Genomic DNA, 15,151 nt, shown 5'->3' with positions numbered 1-15,151 from the left:
GATTAAGCGTCGGTCGGATTTTTCTTGGGTAAAACTGAAATTTCTTGCGGGGAAGCTGATGCGGCCGGGGTGGCCGGCAGCAGCTGGCGCAGGATGGCGTCGGCAACGCCGAAGGCGCGGCGCCCGGCCAGCTGGTCGGCCACCATATTGTCGGCCATGTCGAGCATGTCGCTGTTGATCGAGTCCTTATAGATGCTGTCGTCGTCGGCCATGGCCTTGGTGGCGTCACGCATCTTGTGCAGCGTCTGGGCGATAAAGAAGCTCTCGAACTTGACGGCGGCGTTGGTTGCCTTGTCGCGGTAGTGCGCTTCCTCGGTCTGCGGGGCAGGCGCGGGCTGGCCGATTTTCGGTTGTTCGGGCTGCCCGAGGTCCAGCTTGCGCACCGGCAGGGGGAGGAAGCGGCTGTCCATCAGATCACCACCAGTTCGCCTTCGATGGCGCCGGCCTGGTCGAGGGCTTGCAAGATTGCCATGATGTCGTCCGGCGTTGCGCCCAGGCTGTTGACCACGTCGATGATGGCTTGCAGCTTGGCGCCGGCCGGCCATTTGAACATTTGCGGCTTGGCTTCGTTCACCGCCACGTTCGATTGCGGCGTGACGGCCGTCTGGCCCTGGCTGAACGGCGCCGGCTGGCTCACTTTCGAGCTTTCCGAAATAACAACCTTGAGCGAACCGTGGGTGACGGCGGCGGCTTTTACGCGCAGGCCGTCGGCAATCACCACGGTGCCGGTGCGCGAATTGAACACCACTTTCGGCACGTCCTGGCCGACTTCGATCGGCAGCGCTTCCAGCTTGGCCAGGAAGGCGACGCGCTGGGTTGGGTTCTCCGGCGCCAGCACGTCGATGCCGGTGCCGTCGGCCGTGCTGGCAACGTCGCCGAACTTGCGGTTGATGGCTTCCACGATATTGGTGGCGGTTTCGAAGTTCGGCTGCTTCAGCGACAGGTGGACCAGCGGTTTGGTGGCGAAGTCGGTGGCGATTTCGCGTTCGATCATGGCGCCGTTCGGGATGCGGCCGGCGGTCGGGGTGTTCACGGTGACCGAGGAGCCGCTCTTGCCGGAGGCCGCCAGGCCGCCCACCACCACATTGCCCTGGGCCAGCGCGTAGACTTCATTGTCGGCTGCTTTCAGGGGCGTCAGCAGCAGTGAGCCGCCGCGCAGGCTTTTCGCGTCGCCCAGCGAGGAAACCGTGACGTCGATCGGCTGGCCGCGGCGGTAGCCCGGCGGGAAGACGGCGGACACCATCACGGCGGCCACGTTCTTGGACTTGGCGTCGGCGCCGTCCGGCATTTTCACGCCGAACTGCTTGAGCATATTGACCACCGACTGGCTGGCGAACTTGACCTGGGTCGAGTCGCCCGAGCCATTCAGGCCGACCACCAGGCCGTAGCCGACCAGCGGATTGTCGCGCACGCCTTCAATGGCAACCAGGTTGCGCAGCTGGGGCGCGGCCGAGGCCGGAATCGCGATCGCCAGCAATAATGCTGCAAAGACTTTGAACATTCGCGTCACCTCAGAAAGGCATCAAAGGGCCAAGGAAGAAGCGCGTCAGCCAGCCCGGACGGTTGGTATCGGCCAGCGTGCCCTGGGCGCCGTAGGCAATACGCGCGTTGGCGATGCGCTGCGACGACACCATATTGTTGGCATCGATATCGGCCGCGCGCAGGAAGCCGCGCAGGCGCACGAATTCTTCGCCCTGGTTCAGGGTCAGCACTTTTTCGCCGGCCACTTTCAGCAAGCCGTTCGGCATCACTTCCTGCACGATCACCGTAATCGCCCCGCTCAGGGCATTTTGCTGGGTGCTCTGGGCATCGCCCTTGAAGCCGCGCTCCGCCGAGATATCGACGCCGGCTTTCGGGAACGTCTTGCCGAGCAGGCCAGGCGCGGCGATGCCGACGCTGGAATCCTTGGCCAGGGTGGTGCCGGCACTCTTCGATGCCTGCGTCGTTTCCTGCAGGATCACGGTGACGATATCGCCGACGCGGAAGGCGCGGCTGTCCGACACCAGCGAGATGCTGCTGTCCGGATTAAAGACGCCGCCCGAACTGCCGCGCGGCGGCGCGGAACGGGTCAGGGCGGGCGCCTCGTCGTGGGGCGCCGGGCGTACGGTCGGCTCCAGGCTGGAGCAACCAGCCAGCAGGAGCAGGGCCAGCGCGGGCAGGGCGGATTTCATCAGCGTGCGGCCTGTGCCAGGTACTGCAGCATATTATCCGCCGCTGTCAAAACTTTGGTGTTCATTTCGTAGGTGCGCTGGGCAGCGATCATGTCCACCATCTCTTCCACCACCTGCACATTGGAGCCTTCCAGCGCGCCCTGCTTGAGCTTGCCGAACTGGGCGTCGCCCGCGCGGCCTTCGGTCGGGGCGCCGGAGGCCGGGGTTTCGGCGAACAGGTTTTCGCCCAGCGCTTGCAGGCCGGTCGGGTTGATGAAGGAGGTCAGGGTCAGCTGGCCCAGTTCGGTCGGCGTGGTATTGCCCGGCACGGTGGCCGAGACGGTGCCGTTTTCGCCGATGGTGATGGCGGTGGCGTTGGCCGGCACGGTGATTTGCGGCACCAGCGGCAGGCCGGAAGCATTCACCAGTACCCCGTCCTTGTCCACTTGCAGCTGGCCGGCGCGGGTGTAGGCCGGTTCGCCGTTCGGGCGGCGCACCTGCAGGAAACCATTACCCATCACGGCCACGTCGAGCGCGTTATTGGTGGTTTGCACATTGCCATTGGTGAAGATCTTCTGGGTGCCGACCAGGTGGGTACCGTTACCCATCTGTACGCCGGACGGGTTCAGGGTGTTGTTGTCGGCCCGCTGGGCGCCCGGCTGCTGGTCGATCGAGTAGAACAGGTCTTCGAACACCACGCGGTCGCGCTTGAAGCCGACGGTATTGGCGTTGGCCAGGTTGTTGGCGATGGCTTGCAGCTTGGCGTCTTGCGCCTGCACGCCGGTCTTGCTGATCCACATTGCTGGATTCATCGGGATTCTCCTGTTAGCCGCTAATCAGTTTATTGCCCACCGAAGTCATGTCGTCGGCGGCCTTGAACAATTTCATCTGGATTTCGAAGGTGCGATTCAGGCTCATGGTGGCCACCATTTCTTCCACGGCCGTGACATTGGCGCCTTCCAGGTGGCCGGCCTTCACTTGCACGGCCGGGTCGGTGGCCAACAGCTGGCCGTCGCGCGCCACCAGCAAGCCCGCTTCATTCTTGGTCAGCTCGGACGCTTCGGCGCGCACCAGCTTGAGCTTGTCGATCACCTGCATTTCGGCATTGGCGGTCGGGCCCAGGATGGAGACGGTGCCGTCCTGGCCGATTTCCACCTTGCGGTGGATCGGCAGGGTGATCGGGCCGCCTTCACCCAGCAGCTGCATGCCGTTGACCGTCAAGGTGCCGTCGGCGTCGAGCGTGATGGCGCCGGCGCGGGTGTAGCCTTCGCCGCCCGGGCCCTGCACGGCAAAGTAGCCGGGGCCGGAAATGGCGACGTCCAGGTCGCGGCCGGTCTGGCGCAGTGCGCCCTGGCGGTCGGTCACGGCATTCGACTGCATCTGCGACATGTGGCGGTCGTCGTAGCCGTAGCCGGGCAGCTTGGCAGCCTGCGCCAGCTCGAGGTTGGCGCGGAAGCCGTTGGTGTCGAGGTTGGCGAGGTTGTTGGCGTGCACCTGCTGGCCACGCATGGCCCGCTCGGCGCCGCTCATCGCGGTGTAGATCAGCGCGTCCATTCGGTTTGCCTTTACAGTGCCTGCATCAGCGACTGCAGCATCTCGTTCTCCGCGGTGATGACCTTGGAGTTGGCCTGGTAGTTGCGCTGCGACGTCATCAGGCTGACCAGCTCCGACGTCACGTCGACGTTGGAGGTTTCCAGCGAGGCGACGGTCAGTGCGCCGGCGATGCCTTGTCCGGCTTCGGACAGGTTGGCGTTACCGGACTGGACGTTCGCGGTCCAGGACGTATCGTTGACCGGGTTCAGTGCATCTTCGTCCGGGAAGGTGGCAATTGCCAGGCGGGCAATCGCTTGCTTTTCGCCGTTGGAATATTTGGCCACCACATTGCCCGCCTGGTCCAGTTCCACGCCCACGTAGCTGCCGGCTGCATAGCCGTCGGCGGAATTGGTCGAGGTGGTCGACTCGCCTTTCTGGAACGTGGTGCCGGTATAGTCGATCTCGACGGTCATGGCAGCGGCCGGGGCTGCGGCGAAGCTCAGGTTGTGGGCGTAGGACGCGCCGCCATTGGCCGTCAGGTCGAGCTGGCCATTGGTGTCGAAGGTCAGGGTGTAGGGGGAACCGCCGGCGGCGCCCAGGTCGGTACCGTCCACTGCCGAATACACCTTGACGGTGCGCGCGGCAACGTCTTTCACGAAATACTGGGTCACCGTGTGTTCATTGCCGAGCGAGTCGTGCACCACGGTTACCTTGGACATGTTGTACATGTTCGCGTCCGGCACCACCGGCGGCACGGCTGCGGCATTCGGCAGCTTGGTGGTGATATTGCCGGTCGGTACGGTCCAGTCGGCCGACATATTGGCGACGAAATCGATATTGGTGGTGGCCTTGGCGGTCAGCAGGTTGGTCGGTACCTTGATGTCGCCCATCGGGCCGGCCACCAGGCTTGGCGGGGTCAGCTGGAAGCCCTGTACTTTGCCGCCGGCACTGTTGACCAGGAAGTCGGTGGCGTCCTTGGTGAAGATGCCGACGCGGGTGTAGTTGGTCTGGCCGGTGGAATCCTTGGCCACGAAGAAGCCGCGGCCATTGATCAGCGCATCGAGGCCGCGGTTGGTGGCCTGGATGCCGCCGTTCTGGCCGATCGACTGGGTGGTCGAACCGACGTGCACCCCGGTCGGCTGGGTACCCGCGTGCAGCGAGGCGAAGTTGGCGCGGCTGGACTTGAAACCGTAGGTCCCGGCGTTGGCGATATTGTTGGAAATCGTACCCAGTTGCTCATTGATGGCCTGGATGCCGGACAAAGCGATATCGAAACTCATGGCGAGGACCTTTCGTTAAATAGCGGTAGTCGGGGTTTTGCCCCGGAATGCGGTAATGGCGGAAGGCGACACTTCGCCCACGGTATCAATCTTGACGGTAACGCTACCGGCGGCGCCGACCTGAACGCTGTCGAGGCGGCCCAGCACGGCCAGCGGCGCGTTCGGGTTGCTCTCGCTGGCGATGCGCATCGAATAGCTGCCTGCGGGCAGGCCGAGCGCGACCGGGTCGATGCTGAACTGGTGGGTGCCTGCCGGCAGGGTGCCCATCACGATCTCGTATTGCTGGCCGTTGCTGCCGGTCAGGACCAGGCTGGTCTTGGCCGAGCTGCTGCCCAGGGTCGCTTCGCCCACCACCTTGTGGCCGTCGAGCGTAACCTGGCTGGACTGCACCATCACGTCGGAGCCGACCTGGGCGCCCATCGCCAGCACCTGCATCGACTGCAGCACGGAAGCGTTGGCGGTGGTCAGGCTGGCCAGGTTCTGCAGCGCTTCAGTCTGCGACAGCTGGGTCAACTGCTGAACGAACTGGGACGGGTCTTGCGGCGACAGCGGGTCCTGGTTCTTGATCTGGGCCACCAGCAGCTTGGTGAACATGTCGCGCCCTTCGTTGGAGGCGCCGTTCAGCGCCACGCCGGTCGGGTTGCTGCCCTGGGCAGCCGCGTTAGTGAACAGGTTGGTTTCCATCAGGACTCACCGAGTTTGAGCAGGGAAGCCTGCATGCCGCGGATGCGGCCCAGCACTTCCACATTGGTTTCAAAAGCGCGCGACGCCGACATCATGTCGGTCATCTCGGCCACCTGGTTGACATTCGGGTAGAACACCATGCCGTCGGCATTGGCCAGCGGATTGCCCGGCTCATAGACCTTGCGTAGCGGCTCGGACGACTCGACCACGTCCAGCACCTGCACCCGGCCGCCGGCGGCGGCGTCTAGGTTGTCGTCCATGACGGTGGCGAATACCGGCTTGCGGGCGCGGTAGGTCTCGGCTTCGCTGCCGGCTACGGAGTCGGCATTGGCCAGGTTGGAGGCGACGGTATTCAGGCGCACTGTCTGCGCCGCCATCGCCGATCCGGCAATTTGCGCAATATCTTTAAAGCTCATGGGAAATCCCTTTATTGACCGTTGATGGCTTTGGCAAGGCCACGCAATTTCATGTTAATGAAGGTCAAACTGGTTGCGAAGTCAGTTGCATTTTGCGAGAAAGCTGCTTGCTCCACGCCAATCTCGACGGTGTTGCCGTCGCCGCTCGGGTGGTAGGGCACGCGGAACTTGGTTTCGCCGTCTCCGTCGAGGATTGGCTCGCCGGAGAGCTCCGCTTCGACGCGCGCCAGCGACTCCTTGAAGTCGATATCCTGTGCTGAGTAGCCCGGCGTATTCTCGTTGGCGATGTTCGATGCCAGGATGCGCGTACGTTGCGCACGCAGCTGCAATGCATCCGCATGCAAACCTACCGCGTCCTTGAAATTAATGGCCATTGTTACTCTCCTCTGGTAATGTCCCAGCGAATTTACATACTAAAGGTATTGCCCATGTCCAACAATCCCATTGTACAGGTTTTCGGTGGATTATTGCTTTTGGGAATTTTAAATTTCCATGTTGCAACTGCTTCAACAATGGAAGAACTGCTAAGCAAAGTGAAACTAGCTGCAGAAAATCAATTGAAAAATAATGCAGAAAGTCAACGCTGGCTGGAGCCGAAGTTCGATGTCGAAGTCGTAAGGATCAATCGCGTGATCCCGGACTGTCCCTCTGAAGCGCGGGTCGAGAGCCTGGACCGGCGCGGCATTGCGCGCATGCGCTTCGTGGTGATTTGCCCAAGCTTGCAAGGTTGGCGTTATGAGTTCATTGCCAAGGGCAAGGTGTCGGCAAACGTTGCTGTTGCAGCCACCGATTTAATTTCCGGAAAAATTCTGTCGCCTTTAGACTTGTTGCGGGAGCGCCACGATATCACCTTGATTCCTGATGCTTTTTCCGACTTCGCCGAGCTGGAAGGGATGGCTGCGCGGCGTACCATCCGCGCCGGTGATGTGATCCGGGCCAATATGTTGGCAGCACCACAACTGGTCAGGCGCGGCGACCAGGTGCGCATCGTCGCCAGGCGCGAGCAGATCGAAGTGTCGATGGCGGGGGAAGCGCTGGACAATGGCACGCGCGGCGCCACCATCCGCGTAAAAAACAGCAGCGGCACCCTGATCCGGGCGCGCGTTATTGATGCTGGGACTGTTGAGCCTGCTGACTTGCCCTGATGCTGGCCGCCACCCGGCCCAGCTTGTCGGCATAGTCCGGATCGGTGGCGTAGCCGCCCGCCTGCAGCGCTTGCGCAAAGGCTTGCGCATCGCTGCCGGTGTGGAGGGCGCGGCGGTAGCGCGGATTGTCGAGCAGCATGCCGGCGTAATCCTCGAAGGAGCCGGCCATATCGCCGTAGCCGCGGAAACGCTCGTTGCGGGTTTGCGCCACGCCATCTTCCACTTCCATCGTCGCCAGCGCCTGCACCGCGCCTTGCCAGTTGCCGCCGGCCTTGATGCCGAACATATTGTTGCCTGGAGCGTGTCGGCCCCAGCCTGATTCCAATGCCGCGTGGGCGGCCACCAGTTCCGGCGCCACGCCAAGGCGGGCGGCAGCGGCTTCCGCATGGGGGCGAATCGCTTCCAGGAAGGCGTGCTGGGCTGCGTTGGGTACGCTGGCTTCGCCGCCCGCCTCGCCGTCCACGGCGCGCGCGGCAAGGCGGGCGCGCAAGGCAGCGCCGTCGGCAGTGAGCGCGCTGCCGGCGCCCGATGCGCCGGCCGGCGGGGTGTCGGCAGCGGAGATGTAGCGTGCGACTTCGGCGTGGACCTGGCGGAAAGTGGCGCTGCCGGCGCCAGCCATGCCCGCATTCGCGGCCAGGGCAGGGGTGAACGGCGCCGGCAGCACGGGGCGCGTGGCGCTCATATTGCTCACGGTGGCCGCAGTGGCCCGGGTCGGCGCTGTGGCGGCTGTAAAGGCCCGGAAAGGCGTAAATTCAGACCGGCTCATAAGTTTGATCGTCGCCATGCAGCACGCGCTGCATGATGGTGTATTGTTCCGCCAGCAGGTCGGCATTGCGGCGGCCCATTTCGCGCGCCGTCTGCACCATGCCTTCCAATTGCGCCCAGTCGGCTTCGAGGCGCGCACGCGCTTCGGGCTTGAGCAAGGTAAATACTTGTTCCATGGACGGCTGGGAGCCGACCAGGCGGGTCGCCAGATCGACCCGCTGGGCACGCCGCGCTTCCAGCACATCGACCAAGGCCGCGATTTCTTTCGCGATGTCTCCCAGCCGTTCGCTCTGGTGGCGGATCGCCGCTTCAAACTGCTGGGCAATCAGGTCCAGCATCTGCTGGTAACTTTGCAAGTCCGCCTGGATGCCGTCGAGCAGCATCTTCATGGCGTCTTGCCTGGACAGCTCTTTCACTGTTCGCCCCGGTGGAACTTCTGGATCAGGCCGGCCAGCTTGCCGGCATCAAAGGGCAGCTCGCCCTTGGCCAGGGCGTCGCGCAACTGGGCGACGCGCTCGTGGTCGATGTCGCCCATCTCTTGCATGGCTTTCATGGCAGGCTGCAACACAGCCGACTCCAGCTCGCGCTGGGCTGCCGGGGCGGCGCTTGCGTGCGCCGCTGCGGCCGGCGCGCTGTCGGCCACGCTCTGTACCGGGGCGCCTGGGGTGGAACCGGAAATCCTCATACGGTTTCCTCTTGACTTAACATTAATTGCCATTGCTCTTCCCCTTGCCAGGCAGCAGTTGTTGTCTTAATTGCTGCAACAGGCCGGGTTCGGGCAAATCCGATTCCCGGATGATAGCAGTCTTGCTGCTTGGCATGCCAAACATATCGGCAATGGCTTTCGCCTGCGTAGTGGTCAGGATCAGCAATTCGATGCGGCGGTTGACACCAGCATCGGCCCGTTTGGCATCGAGCGGCGCACGGTCCGCCATGCCCACCACCTGCAGCACGCTGTCCTGCGGCATGCTGCCGGCCAGCAGCTGCGAGCGCGCCGCCATGGCGCGGTTGCTGGACAGGTTCCAGTTGGAGAAAGCCTTGTAGCTGGTGTCGGCGTATTGCGAAGAGTCGGTGTGGCCAACGATCAGCATCTGGTTTTCCATCTTCGCAAACAGCGGGCCCATGCTCTGCAGCAGGCGCGCGAACTTGTCGGTCGGGATCGCCGCGCCGCGCACGAACATGCCCTGGCTGTCGGTATCGTGCAACATCACGCGCAAGCCGTATGGCGTGATCACTGATTCAAGGTTGCTGGCCAGGCCAGTTTCCTCGCTCATTTTGGTGAGCGTCCTGGCCAGCAGCTTGAGGTCTTCCGGCGACTCGTAGCGCACCCGGTTTTCCGCGGTATTGGTGGGGCTCTTGTTGAAGCCCTGGGTGGCATTGCCGTCGACATCGGTATTGCCGGTGCGCGGCATCGGGAAGCGTTCGATCAGGCTGCCGCGCGGGCCGCCCACCTGTTCCGGCATCACGCCCTTGCCGACGTCGGTCTTGCTGCCGTCGGCCTGGGTCAGCACGTGTTCCAGCGATTCCTGGTTGCGCACGGCCATCAGCCACAGCACCAGGAACAGGCACATCAGGGCCAGGCAGAAGTCCGCAAACGCAACCTTCCAGGCGCCGCCATGTTCATCGTGCTTGTGCTTGCCACCGCCGCGCTTGACGATGGTCTGCTCATGGTGCTTGTCATGCGGCTTTAGCACGGCCACCTCCCCGGCGCGAGTTGGTCTCCGGCTCGTCGCCGCCCTCCATCGCATTGATCCAGCCTTCCAGCTGGGCGAAGCTTGGCTTGATGTTCAGCTGCACCAGGCGGCGCCCGGCGTCGATCGCCAGTAGCGGCGGCTTGCCGGCGACATGGGTCACCAGCACCACTTTCACGCATTCCATGGTGGACGCTTCCTGGCTGACCAGCTGCTTGAGCATGTTCGAAATCGGGTCCAGCACGCCGTAGCAGAAGAAGATACCGATGAAAGTGCCGACCATGGCCGCGCCGACGTGCTCGGCAATCTCGGCCGACGTGGCGCCTTCGCCCACCGTGCCCATGGTGATCACGATGCCCAGCACCGCGGCCAGGATACCGAAGCCCGGCATGGCTTCGCCGATTTTGCCCAGCGACTTGGCCGGCTGGGTCAGTTCTTCATGGATGGCCTCCAGTTCCTGCTCCAGCACGCCTTCCAGTTCGTGGGCGTTGATCTTGCCCATCGCCATCAGGCGGAAGTTGTCGACGATGAAGGCCAGCAGCTTGGGTTCGTCCAGGATCAGCCGGTAGCGCTGGAACAGCGGCGATTCGCGCGGCGCCTCGACGTGCGCGTCCAGGGCCTTCAGGCCGCCGGCCGCCAGTTGCAGCAGTTCATACATCAGCAGCAGCAGCTGGCGCTGGAATTCCGAGTCGTACTTCTTGCGCGACATCAGGTGCTTGCACTGGGTCATGGTCTCGGCCAGCACGTGGCGCGGATTGCCGATGACGAAGGCGCCAATGCCGGCGCCGGCAATGACCAGCAGTTCCAGCGGCTGCCAGATCGCGGTGAAATGGCCGCCCATCATGGCGTAGCCGCCAAATACCGAGCCAAACACGATCATGATGCCGAATAGTTGCTGCATGGTTTATGCCTTTCGATAGGTCTTTGAGGTGGGCCGCGGCTCAGGCCGCCAGCACCGCTTTCATCTTGTTCAAGGCCTGCTTGTTCAACTGGCAGACGCGGGCGTCGGTCAGGTCCAGCACGGCAGCGATTTCTTTGTAGCTGAGCTCGAATTCGTAATACATCTGGATCACGCGCTGCTCGCGTTCGTCCAGGCCGGTCAGCGCCTGCTCCAGGCTGCGCCGTATCATCAACTGCTCTTCCGGGCCGGCCACGCTGCCGGTGTCGGCCAGCGTGTCCTGCAGGATTTCATCGAAGCTGGCAATGGTTTCCGCATTCTCGTCCAGCAGGTAGGCCTGGTAGCTGTCAGTATCGAGGCCGAGCGCGTTCATGGTTTCCTGCTCGCTCGGTTCGCGGCCCAGCTTGCGCGTCAGCTCGCGCACGGCATCGCGCATCTTGTGACTTTGCTGGCGCACCGCGCGCGGGCGCCAGTCCTGGCGGCGCAATTCGTCGAGGATGGCGCCGCGCACGCGCAGCGCGGCATAGCTGCCGAAACCGGTATCGGGTTCGCCGTAGCGGCGCAGCGCTTCGAGCAGGCCCATCAGGCCGATCTGCTCCATATCGTCGCGGTCGATCGCGCCCTGCACCTGCGAGTTCAGCTGGCGCACGATGCGCTTGACCAGCGGCGCATAGGCGAGCAGGTGCTTCTGCTCGTCGGCTATGCTGACTGCCGCGTAGCTTTCGGCATATGGCGCTGCAACCGTATCCACCAAGCCCATGGCCATTACTCCAGGATCAACTTGCCGATCATTACCTGTTCGAACGGGCGTTCGCGCACTTCCTTGGCGTAGGCTTCATCGTAAGCCTTGTTCAATTGTTCGACAAACTGGTCAATGGTCATCATGGACGCTTTTTCCATCGGCAGGGCCGACAGCGAGCGCACGGCCACGCTGCGCAGCAGCGGCAGCGCTTCCTTGGCTTCCTTCTCCTGCTTGGCCGTGGTCGCGATGACGAGGTCGGCCGACATATAGTGCGGCACCGTGTCGCCCGGCTGGCGGCGCAGCATGACTATGACTTTTTCGATGGTCAGGTACTTCAGCGGCTCGCCCGGTTTTTTCTCCTCGGCAGCCGCCTTGGCTGGCTCGGCACTCTTGCCTTTCATGAACCAGACCGCGCCGCCGGCGGCGCCTGCGCCTACCAGCAGCACGGCTGCCACGATCAGAACCAGTTTCTTATTCATCTATCGCTTACTCCCGTTCGCCCAGCATGGCAAATGTGGTGGTGCCGCCATCAGTGTCTTCCAGGGCGCGGCCTGGCTGGCGCTGATGCTCGGACTGCTGTTGACGCTGTTGTTGGCCGCCATCGGCCAGGTTGCGCGCGCTGCTTGAAGAAACGGTGACGGCCACCTCGCCGAACTGGCGCTGCGACAAGTCCTGGCGCACGGTGTCGCCAATGGTGTTGAGCTGGCGCAGCACTTCGCTGTGGCTGGCGGCAATATTCACCTGCAGCGTGCCGCCGCTGTGGCGCACGGAAATTTCCACGCTGCCCATATTGGGCGGTTCAAGGCGGATCACGGCGCGCTCATCGTTGCGCGCCAGTTGCAATTGCAGGCGGTCGCCGAGGGCGGCGCGCAGCGGCTGCTGCCATTGCTCCGGGCTGCCGCTCAGTTGCAGCGTATCGGAAGCCTGGGCGCCGGCTGCGGCATTGGCCAGCACGCTGCGAAAACCAGGCAGGGCGCCGGCATCGGCTGGCTGGTGCTGGCTGTCGGCCAGCAGGCTGGCGCTGTCCTTGGCCGCCAGCGGGGCGGCCGTGCTGTCGGCGGCCTGGCCCTGCAGGGCGCCGAGGGCGGCCGTCAGGGCTTCGCTGCTGCTGCGTGGGCCTGGCGCAGGGCTGGCCGCCGGCGTTGCCGGGGCTGCCGCGCGGCTGGCCACGGCCAGCATGGCGGCACGGGCATCGAGCAGGCTCGTTTGCGGCGCTTTGGACGCTTCGGCCCGGGCGCCGGCACCGGCTTCACGGGCGGTCAGGGCGCTGGCCTGGGCCTGCTGGCGCAGCAGCAAGGCGCTGTCGCTGGCCGGGGCTTTGGCGGCCGGCGCAGTCAGGGCCGCGGCCACCGCGGCCACGCTGTGCGGCGTGGCGCCCGGCGTGCCGCCGGCCAGTGGCAGGCTGCCCATGGCAGGCAGCATGGTTGCCACAGCTTGCGCAGCAGCCAGCTTGTCGTCGGCCTGGGCTGGCGCGCCTGCTTCGTCGCTGGCGCTGCCGGTCATGGCGCCCAGCAGGGCCCCGAACGGCGCCGGCACGATGGCAACGCCGACCTCCTGCAAGACAGCGGCCAGGCCGCTGGCCGGGGCGGCGCTGTCCGCCGTGGCAGCGGGACGGGCGGCATCGGCCACCGCGGCGCCATTCGCGGCCGGAGGCGGCAGGCCGGCGTTGCCGGCTGCAGGTTGGGCGGGGGCGGCAGGCGCCGCAGGCAGGTTGATCATGCTCAGGTTCCGGTTGCAGCGCTATCGCTGTCGAGGGCATAGGCGAGCCAGCCCTCTCTGTTGTTGGTCATATCGCTCAGGTGCTGGCCGGTCTCGATGGCGGCGCCATCGACTTTTGCCACTGCCGCGACGTGCAAATCATGCAGCGCCGCCAGCGCTGCACGCTCGGGCGCCGTCCACGCCCCCTGCGCTGCCAGCGCCGGCAGGGTGGCGGCCATCAAAGTATTCATCGCCGCCAGTGCCGTCCAGTCGCTGGCGGCAGTGGCGGCGCTCAGCTGCTGCGCGAGTTGCAGCAGCGCCTGTTGCCTATCCATGTTTGTCTTGCACTCCCTGCCAGCCGGCGCGGATCGTGGTCAGCAAGCCCACCACTTCGTCGATGACGGCAGGGTCCATGTCGACGCCGGCGCGGTACAGGCGGGCAGCGCAATAATCGTACAGGCGGCCCAGGTTGGCCACCACCTCGCCACCCTGCTCGAAGTCAAGCGAACTGGCCAGGCCGTTGATGATTTCGGTGCACTTGTCGAGGCTGACCGCCTTTTGTTCGTAGCGCTTGCCAAGGATGTGGGCGCGCGCCCGGGCCAGCTCTTCCAGCAGGCCGTCGGTCAGCACCAGCACCAGTTCGATCGGCGTGGCGCGGGCCGTCTGTGCTTCCAGGTTGGTGGCGTGATAGCTGCCGTAGGCGTCATGATCCATTGTTCAGGGCTTTCAGGAATCGGAGTTGCTGAACATCGCTTCAAACATGCTGCTGGTTCCGCTCATCTGGGACTGCAGGGATTGCAGCTGGGTGAACTGGTTCAGGTAGCGCTTGTAGGCGTTGTCATATTGGGTTTCCAGCACGGCCTGGCGGGCCACCAGCTGGGACTGCAGTTTGGTGTTGGCATCCTTGCGCGTGGCAAGCTGCCCGGTACCGGCCTTGGTCCAGCTGCTGACCAGGGTGTCGAGGTTGCCCAGCACGCCGCTTGGCATGGTGCCGGTCTTGCCCAGGATCGCGTCCAGGCCGGTCGGGTTGGTGGCCAGGGTCTTCTCCAGGCGCGTCTTGTCCAGCGCCAGGGTGCCGTCGCGCTGGGCGCTGACGCCATAGTTGACCAGGCTGACGCCGCCGACCGCAGTGCGCAGCAGCGATTGCATGCGCGATTTCAGCGTAGCGAGGCCGGCGTCGGAGGCATAGATGCCGCTGGCCGTGCCCTTGGCGACGTTGCCGGCGGCCGTCAGTTCGCCGATCGAGGCCAGCATCTTGTTCCACTGGTCGACAAAATTCTGCACATTGGTGGCGGTGGCGCTGCTGTCGCGCGCCACGCTCAGCGTCACCGGCACGCCGCCGGTCTGGGCTTTGGTAAATGTCATCGCGACGCCATCGACCACGTTGAAGGTGTTCGAGGCTTGCGTGATCTTGTTGCTCGGATCGCCGCCCGGGGCGCCGACCCAGACCACGGCATCGCTGCCGTTCTGCAGTACGCGGTTGGCATCGGCCAGCTGGGCCTGCAGCGCCGGGTCGCCCAGGCCGGTGGTGTCGATGCCGGCCACGCCATTGGCCTGGCCAGTCACGTTCGAGGTCAGCACCAGGCGGGTCTGGCCGTTGACGGTCAGGGTGGAGGCGGTCACGCGCGAGTTGTTGGTCGCCTCCATATTGATGGCAGCGGCAATCTCTTTCGCGCTCAGTGCGTTGTTCAGGTCCTTGTCGCCATTGGCCAGGCTGACGGTGAAGCTGCTGCCGTCGGCCAGTTTCACGGCCAGGCTACCGGCTCCCGCGCCGGTCACGCCGGAATCGGTCATGCCGCTGTACGAGACCTGGCCCACGGTGGCCAGCTGTTCGACGTAGAACTGGTAGTTGCCGGCAACAGCCGAGGCATTCGCGGTGGCAGTGCCGACATCGGAGCTGAAGCTTGCTTTATTGGCCACAACCGAGCCGGACGCGGTGGTGCCCGACAGGGCGCTGCGGAAGGTGCCCAGGGCCGAGCTGAGTTTGCTCAGCGCCTTGTCGATCGCCGTCGCGCTGGCGGACTGGCTGTCGAGCATCGACTGGCGGCCCTGGATATACATCTGCGCCAGTTGGGCGGCCGTGGTCTTGGGATCGTAGGTGGGGACGGAAGTTGCCATTTCTCATGCTCCGAAGAAATTAAAATGAAGT

The 15,151-nt window shown here is 64.3% G+C and carries 21 protein-coding genes; 1 reads left to right on the top strand and 20 read right to left on the bottom strand.

Features of this window, described 5'->3' with window-relative positions:
• Positions 1 to 2: 2 nt before the first annotated feature.
• The 9 genes from ASD07_RS02465 to flgB are packed head-to-tail and all read right to left on the bottom strand — an operon-like array spanning position 3 to position 6,437.
• A complete protein-coding gene (locus ASD07_RS02465; RefSeq protein ID WP_082507063.1) occupies positions 3 to 410 on the bottom strand; it encodes a rod-binding protein in 408 nt (135 codons plus the stop codon).
• Positions 410 to 1,501 carry a flagellar basal body P-ring protein FlgI gene (locus ASD07_RS02460; RefSeq protein ID WP_055924623.1) on the bottom strand — a complete coding sequence of 364 codons (1,092 nt, stop codon included), beginning with the start codon at positions 1,499 to 1,501 and terminating at the stop codon, positions 410 to 412. Before ASD07_RS02460 ends, ASD07_RS02465 begins: the two co-directional genes overlap by 1 nt.
• 10 nt (positions 1,502 to 1,511) lie before the next feature.
• Positions 1,512 to 2,171, bottom strand: coding sequence for a flagellar basal body L-ring protein FlgH (gene flgH, locus ASD07_RS02455; RefSeq protein ID WP_055924620.1), 660 nt, complete (start codon positions 2,169 to 2,171; stop codon positions 1,512 to 1,514).
• A complete protein-coding gene (gene flgG / locus ASD07_RS02450; RefSeq protein ID WP_200953743.1) occupies positions 2,171 to 2,962 on the bottom strand; it encodes a flagellar basal-body rod protein FlgG in 792 nt (263 codons plus the stop codon). Before flgG ends, flgH begins: the two co-directional genes overlap by 1 nt.
• Before the next feature lie 13 nt (positions 2,963 to 2,975).
• A complete protein-coding gene (flgF, locus tag ASD07_RS02445; RefSeq protein WP_055924618.1) occupies positions 2,976 to 3,704 on the bottom strand; it encodes a flagellar basal-body rod protein FlgF in 729 nt (242 codons plus the stop codon).
• Between the two features lie 11 nt (positions 3,705 to 3,715).
• Positions 3,716 to 4,963: a flagellar hook protein FlgE gene (locus tag ASD07_RS02440; RefSeq protein WP_055924615.1), complete on the bottom strand. Its 1,248-nt coding sequence runs from the start codon at positions 4,961 to 4,963 to the stop codon at positions 3,716 to 3,718.
• 15 nt (positions 4,964 to 4,978) lie between these two features.
• Complete coding sequence (locus ASD07_RS02435; RefSeq protein ID WP_055924611.1) at positions 4,979 to 5,647, bottom strand: flagellar hook assembly protein FlgD; 669 nt, start codon at positions 5,645 to 5,647, stop codon at positions 4,979 to 4,981.
• Complete coding sequence (flgC, locus tag ASD07_RS02430; protein ID WP_055924610.1) at positions 5,647 to 6,063, bottom strand: flagellar basal body rod protein FlgC; 417 nt, start codon at positions 6,061 to 6,063, stop codon at positions 5,647 to 5,649. Before flgC ends, ASD07_RS02435 begins: the two co-directional genes overlap by 1 nt.
• An 11-nt stretch (positions 6,064 to 6,074) precedes the next feature.
• Positions 6,075 to 6,437, bottom strand: coding sequence for a flagellar basal body rod protein FlgB (gene flgB, locus ASD07_RS02425; protein ID WP_055924607.1), 363 nt, complete (start codon positions 6,435 to 6,437; stop codon positions 6,075 to 6,077).
• Between the two features lie 54 nt (positions 6,438 to 6,491).
• Between flgB and flgA the strand changes: the two genes are divergently transcribed.
• The gene (gene flgA / locus ASD07_RS02420; RefSeq protein WP_229207027.1) at positions 6,492 to 7,208 is read left to right on the top strand and encodes a flagellar basal body P-ring formation chaperone FlgA; all 717 of its coding nucleotides are present in this window, start codon (positions 6,492 to 6,494) and stop codon (positions 7,206 to 7,208) included.
• On the opposite strand, the gene ASD07_RS02415 is transcribed toward flgA, so the two are convergent.
• Genes ASD07_RS02415 through fliD form a run of 11 tightly spaced genes read right to left on the bottom strand, consistent with a single transcriptional unit; the run spans position 7,168 to position 15,120 of the window.
• Positions 7,168 to 7,974 carry a glycoside hydrolase family 73 protein gene (locus ASD07_RS02415; protein WP_055924604.1) on the bottom strand — a complete coding sequence of 269 codons (807 nt, stop codon included), beginning with the start codon at positions 7,972 to 7,974 and terminating at the stop codon, positions 7,168 to 7,170. The two genes, flgA and ASD07_RS02415, sit on opposite strands and share 41 nt — an antisense overlap.
• Complete coding sequence (gene flgN, locus ASD07_RS02410; protein ID WP_055924601.1) at positions 7,961 to 8,362, bottom strand: flagellar export chaperone FlgN; 402 nt, start codon at positions 8,360 to 8,362, stop codon at positions 7,961 to 7,963. Before flgN ends, ASD07_RS02415 begins: the two co-directional genes overlap by 14 nt.
• A 23-nt stretch (positions 8,363 to 8,385) precedes the next feature.
• Positions 8,386 to 8,658, bottom strand: coding sequence for a flagellar biosynthesis anti-sigma factor FlgM (flgM, locus tag ASD07_RS02405; RefSeq protein WP_055924597.1), 273 nt, complete (start codon positions 8,656 to 8,658; stop codon positions 8,386 to 8,388).
• Positions 8,659 to 8,680: 22 nt separating this feature from the next.
• Positions 8,681 to 9,667: a flagellar motor protein MotB gene (locus tag ASD07_RS02400; protein WP_055925292.1), complete on the bottom strand. Its 987-nt coding sequence runs from the start codon at positions 9,665 to 9,667 to the stop codon at positions 8,681 to 8,683.
• Positions 9,651 to 10,565, bottom strand: a complete 915-nt coding sequence (gene motA / locus ASD07_RS02395) for a flagellar motor stator protein MotA (RefSeq protein ID WP_055924594.1) — start codon at positions 10,563 to 10,565, stop codon at positions 9,651 to 9,653. The genes ASD07_RS02400 and motA overlap by 17 nt, the downstream gene beginning before the upstream one ends.
• Before the next feature lie 40 nt (positions 10,566 to 10,605).
• Positions 10,606 to 11,322, bottom strand: a complete 717-nt coding sequence (locus ASD07_RS02390) for a FliA/WhiG family RNA polymerase sigma factor (RefSeq protein WP_055925289.1) — start codon at positions 11,320 to 11,322, stop codon at positions 10,606 to 10,608.
• A gap of 5 nt (positions 11,323 to 11,327) precedes the next feature.
• The gene (locus tag ASD07_RS02385; RefSeq protein WP_055924591.1) at positions 11,328 to 11,783 is read right to left on the bottom strand and encodes a flagellar basal body-associated FliL family protein; all 456 of its coding nucleotides are present in this window, start codon (positions 11,781 to 11,783) and stop codon (positions 11,328 to 11,330) included.
• Positions 11,784 to 11,790: 7 nt separating this feature from the next.
• Positions 11,791 to 13,023 (bottom strand): flagellar hook-length control protein FliK, encoded by a 1,233-nt coding sequence (locus ASD07_RS02380; protein WP_055924588.1) that lies wholly within the window; start codon positions 13,021 to 13,023, stop codon positions 11,791 to 11,793.
• Positions 13,024 to 13,025: 2 nt separating this feature from the next.
• Positions 13,026 to 13,337, bottom strand: a complete 312-nt coding sequence (locus ASD07_RS02375) for a hypothetical protein (RefSeq protein ID WP_055924585.1) — start codon at positions 13,335 to 13,337, stop codon at positions 13,026 to 13,028.
• Positions 13,330 to 13,716: a flagellar export chaperone FliS gene (gene fliS / locus ASD07_RS02370; RefSeq protein WP_055924582.1), complete on the bottom strand. Its 387-nt coding sequence runs from the start codon at positions 13,714 to 13,716 to the stop codon at positions 13,330 to 13,332. Before fliS ends, ASD07_RS02375 begins: the two co-directional genes overlap by 8 nt.
• 12 nt (positions 13,717 to 13,728) lie before the next feature.
• Entirely contained in the window at positions 13,729 to 15,120 is a 1,392-nt protein-coding gene (gene fliD, locus ASD07_RS02365) for a flagellar filament capping protein FliD (RefSeq protein WP_055924578.1), read from the bottom strand.
• Positions 15,121 to 15,151: the final 31 nt, after the last annotated feature.

The organism is Duganella sp. Root336D2, from assembly GCF_001425005.1.
Classification (GTDB): domain Bacteria; phylum Pseudomonadota; class Gammaproteobacteria; order Burkholderiales; family Burkholderiaceae_D; genus Rugamonas.
The sequence above is the reverse complement of the archived record's forward strand: the minus strand, read 5'-3'. Positions and strand labels throughout refer to the sequence as shown.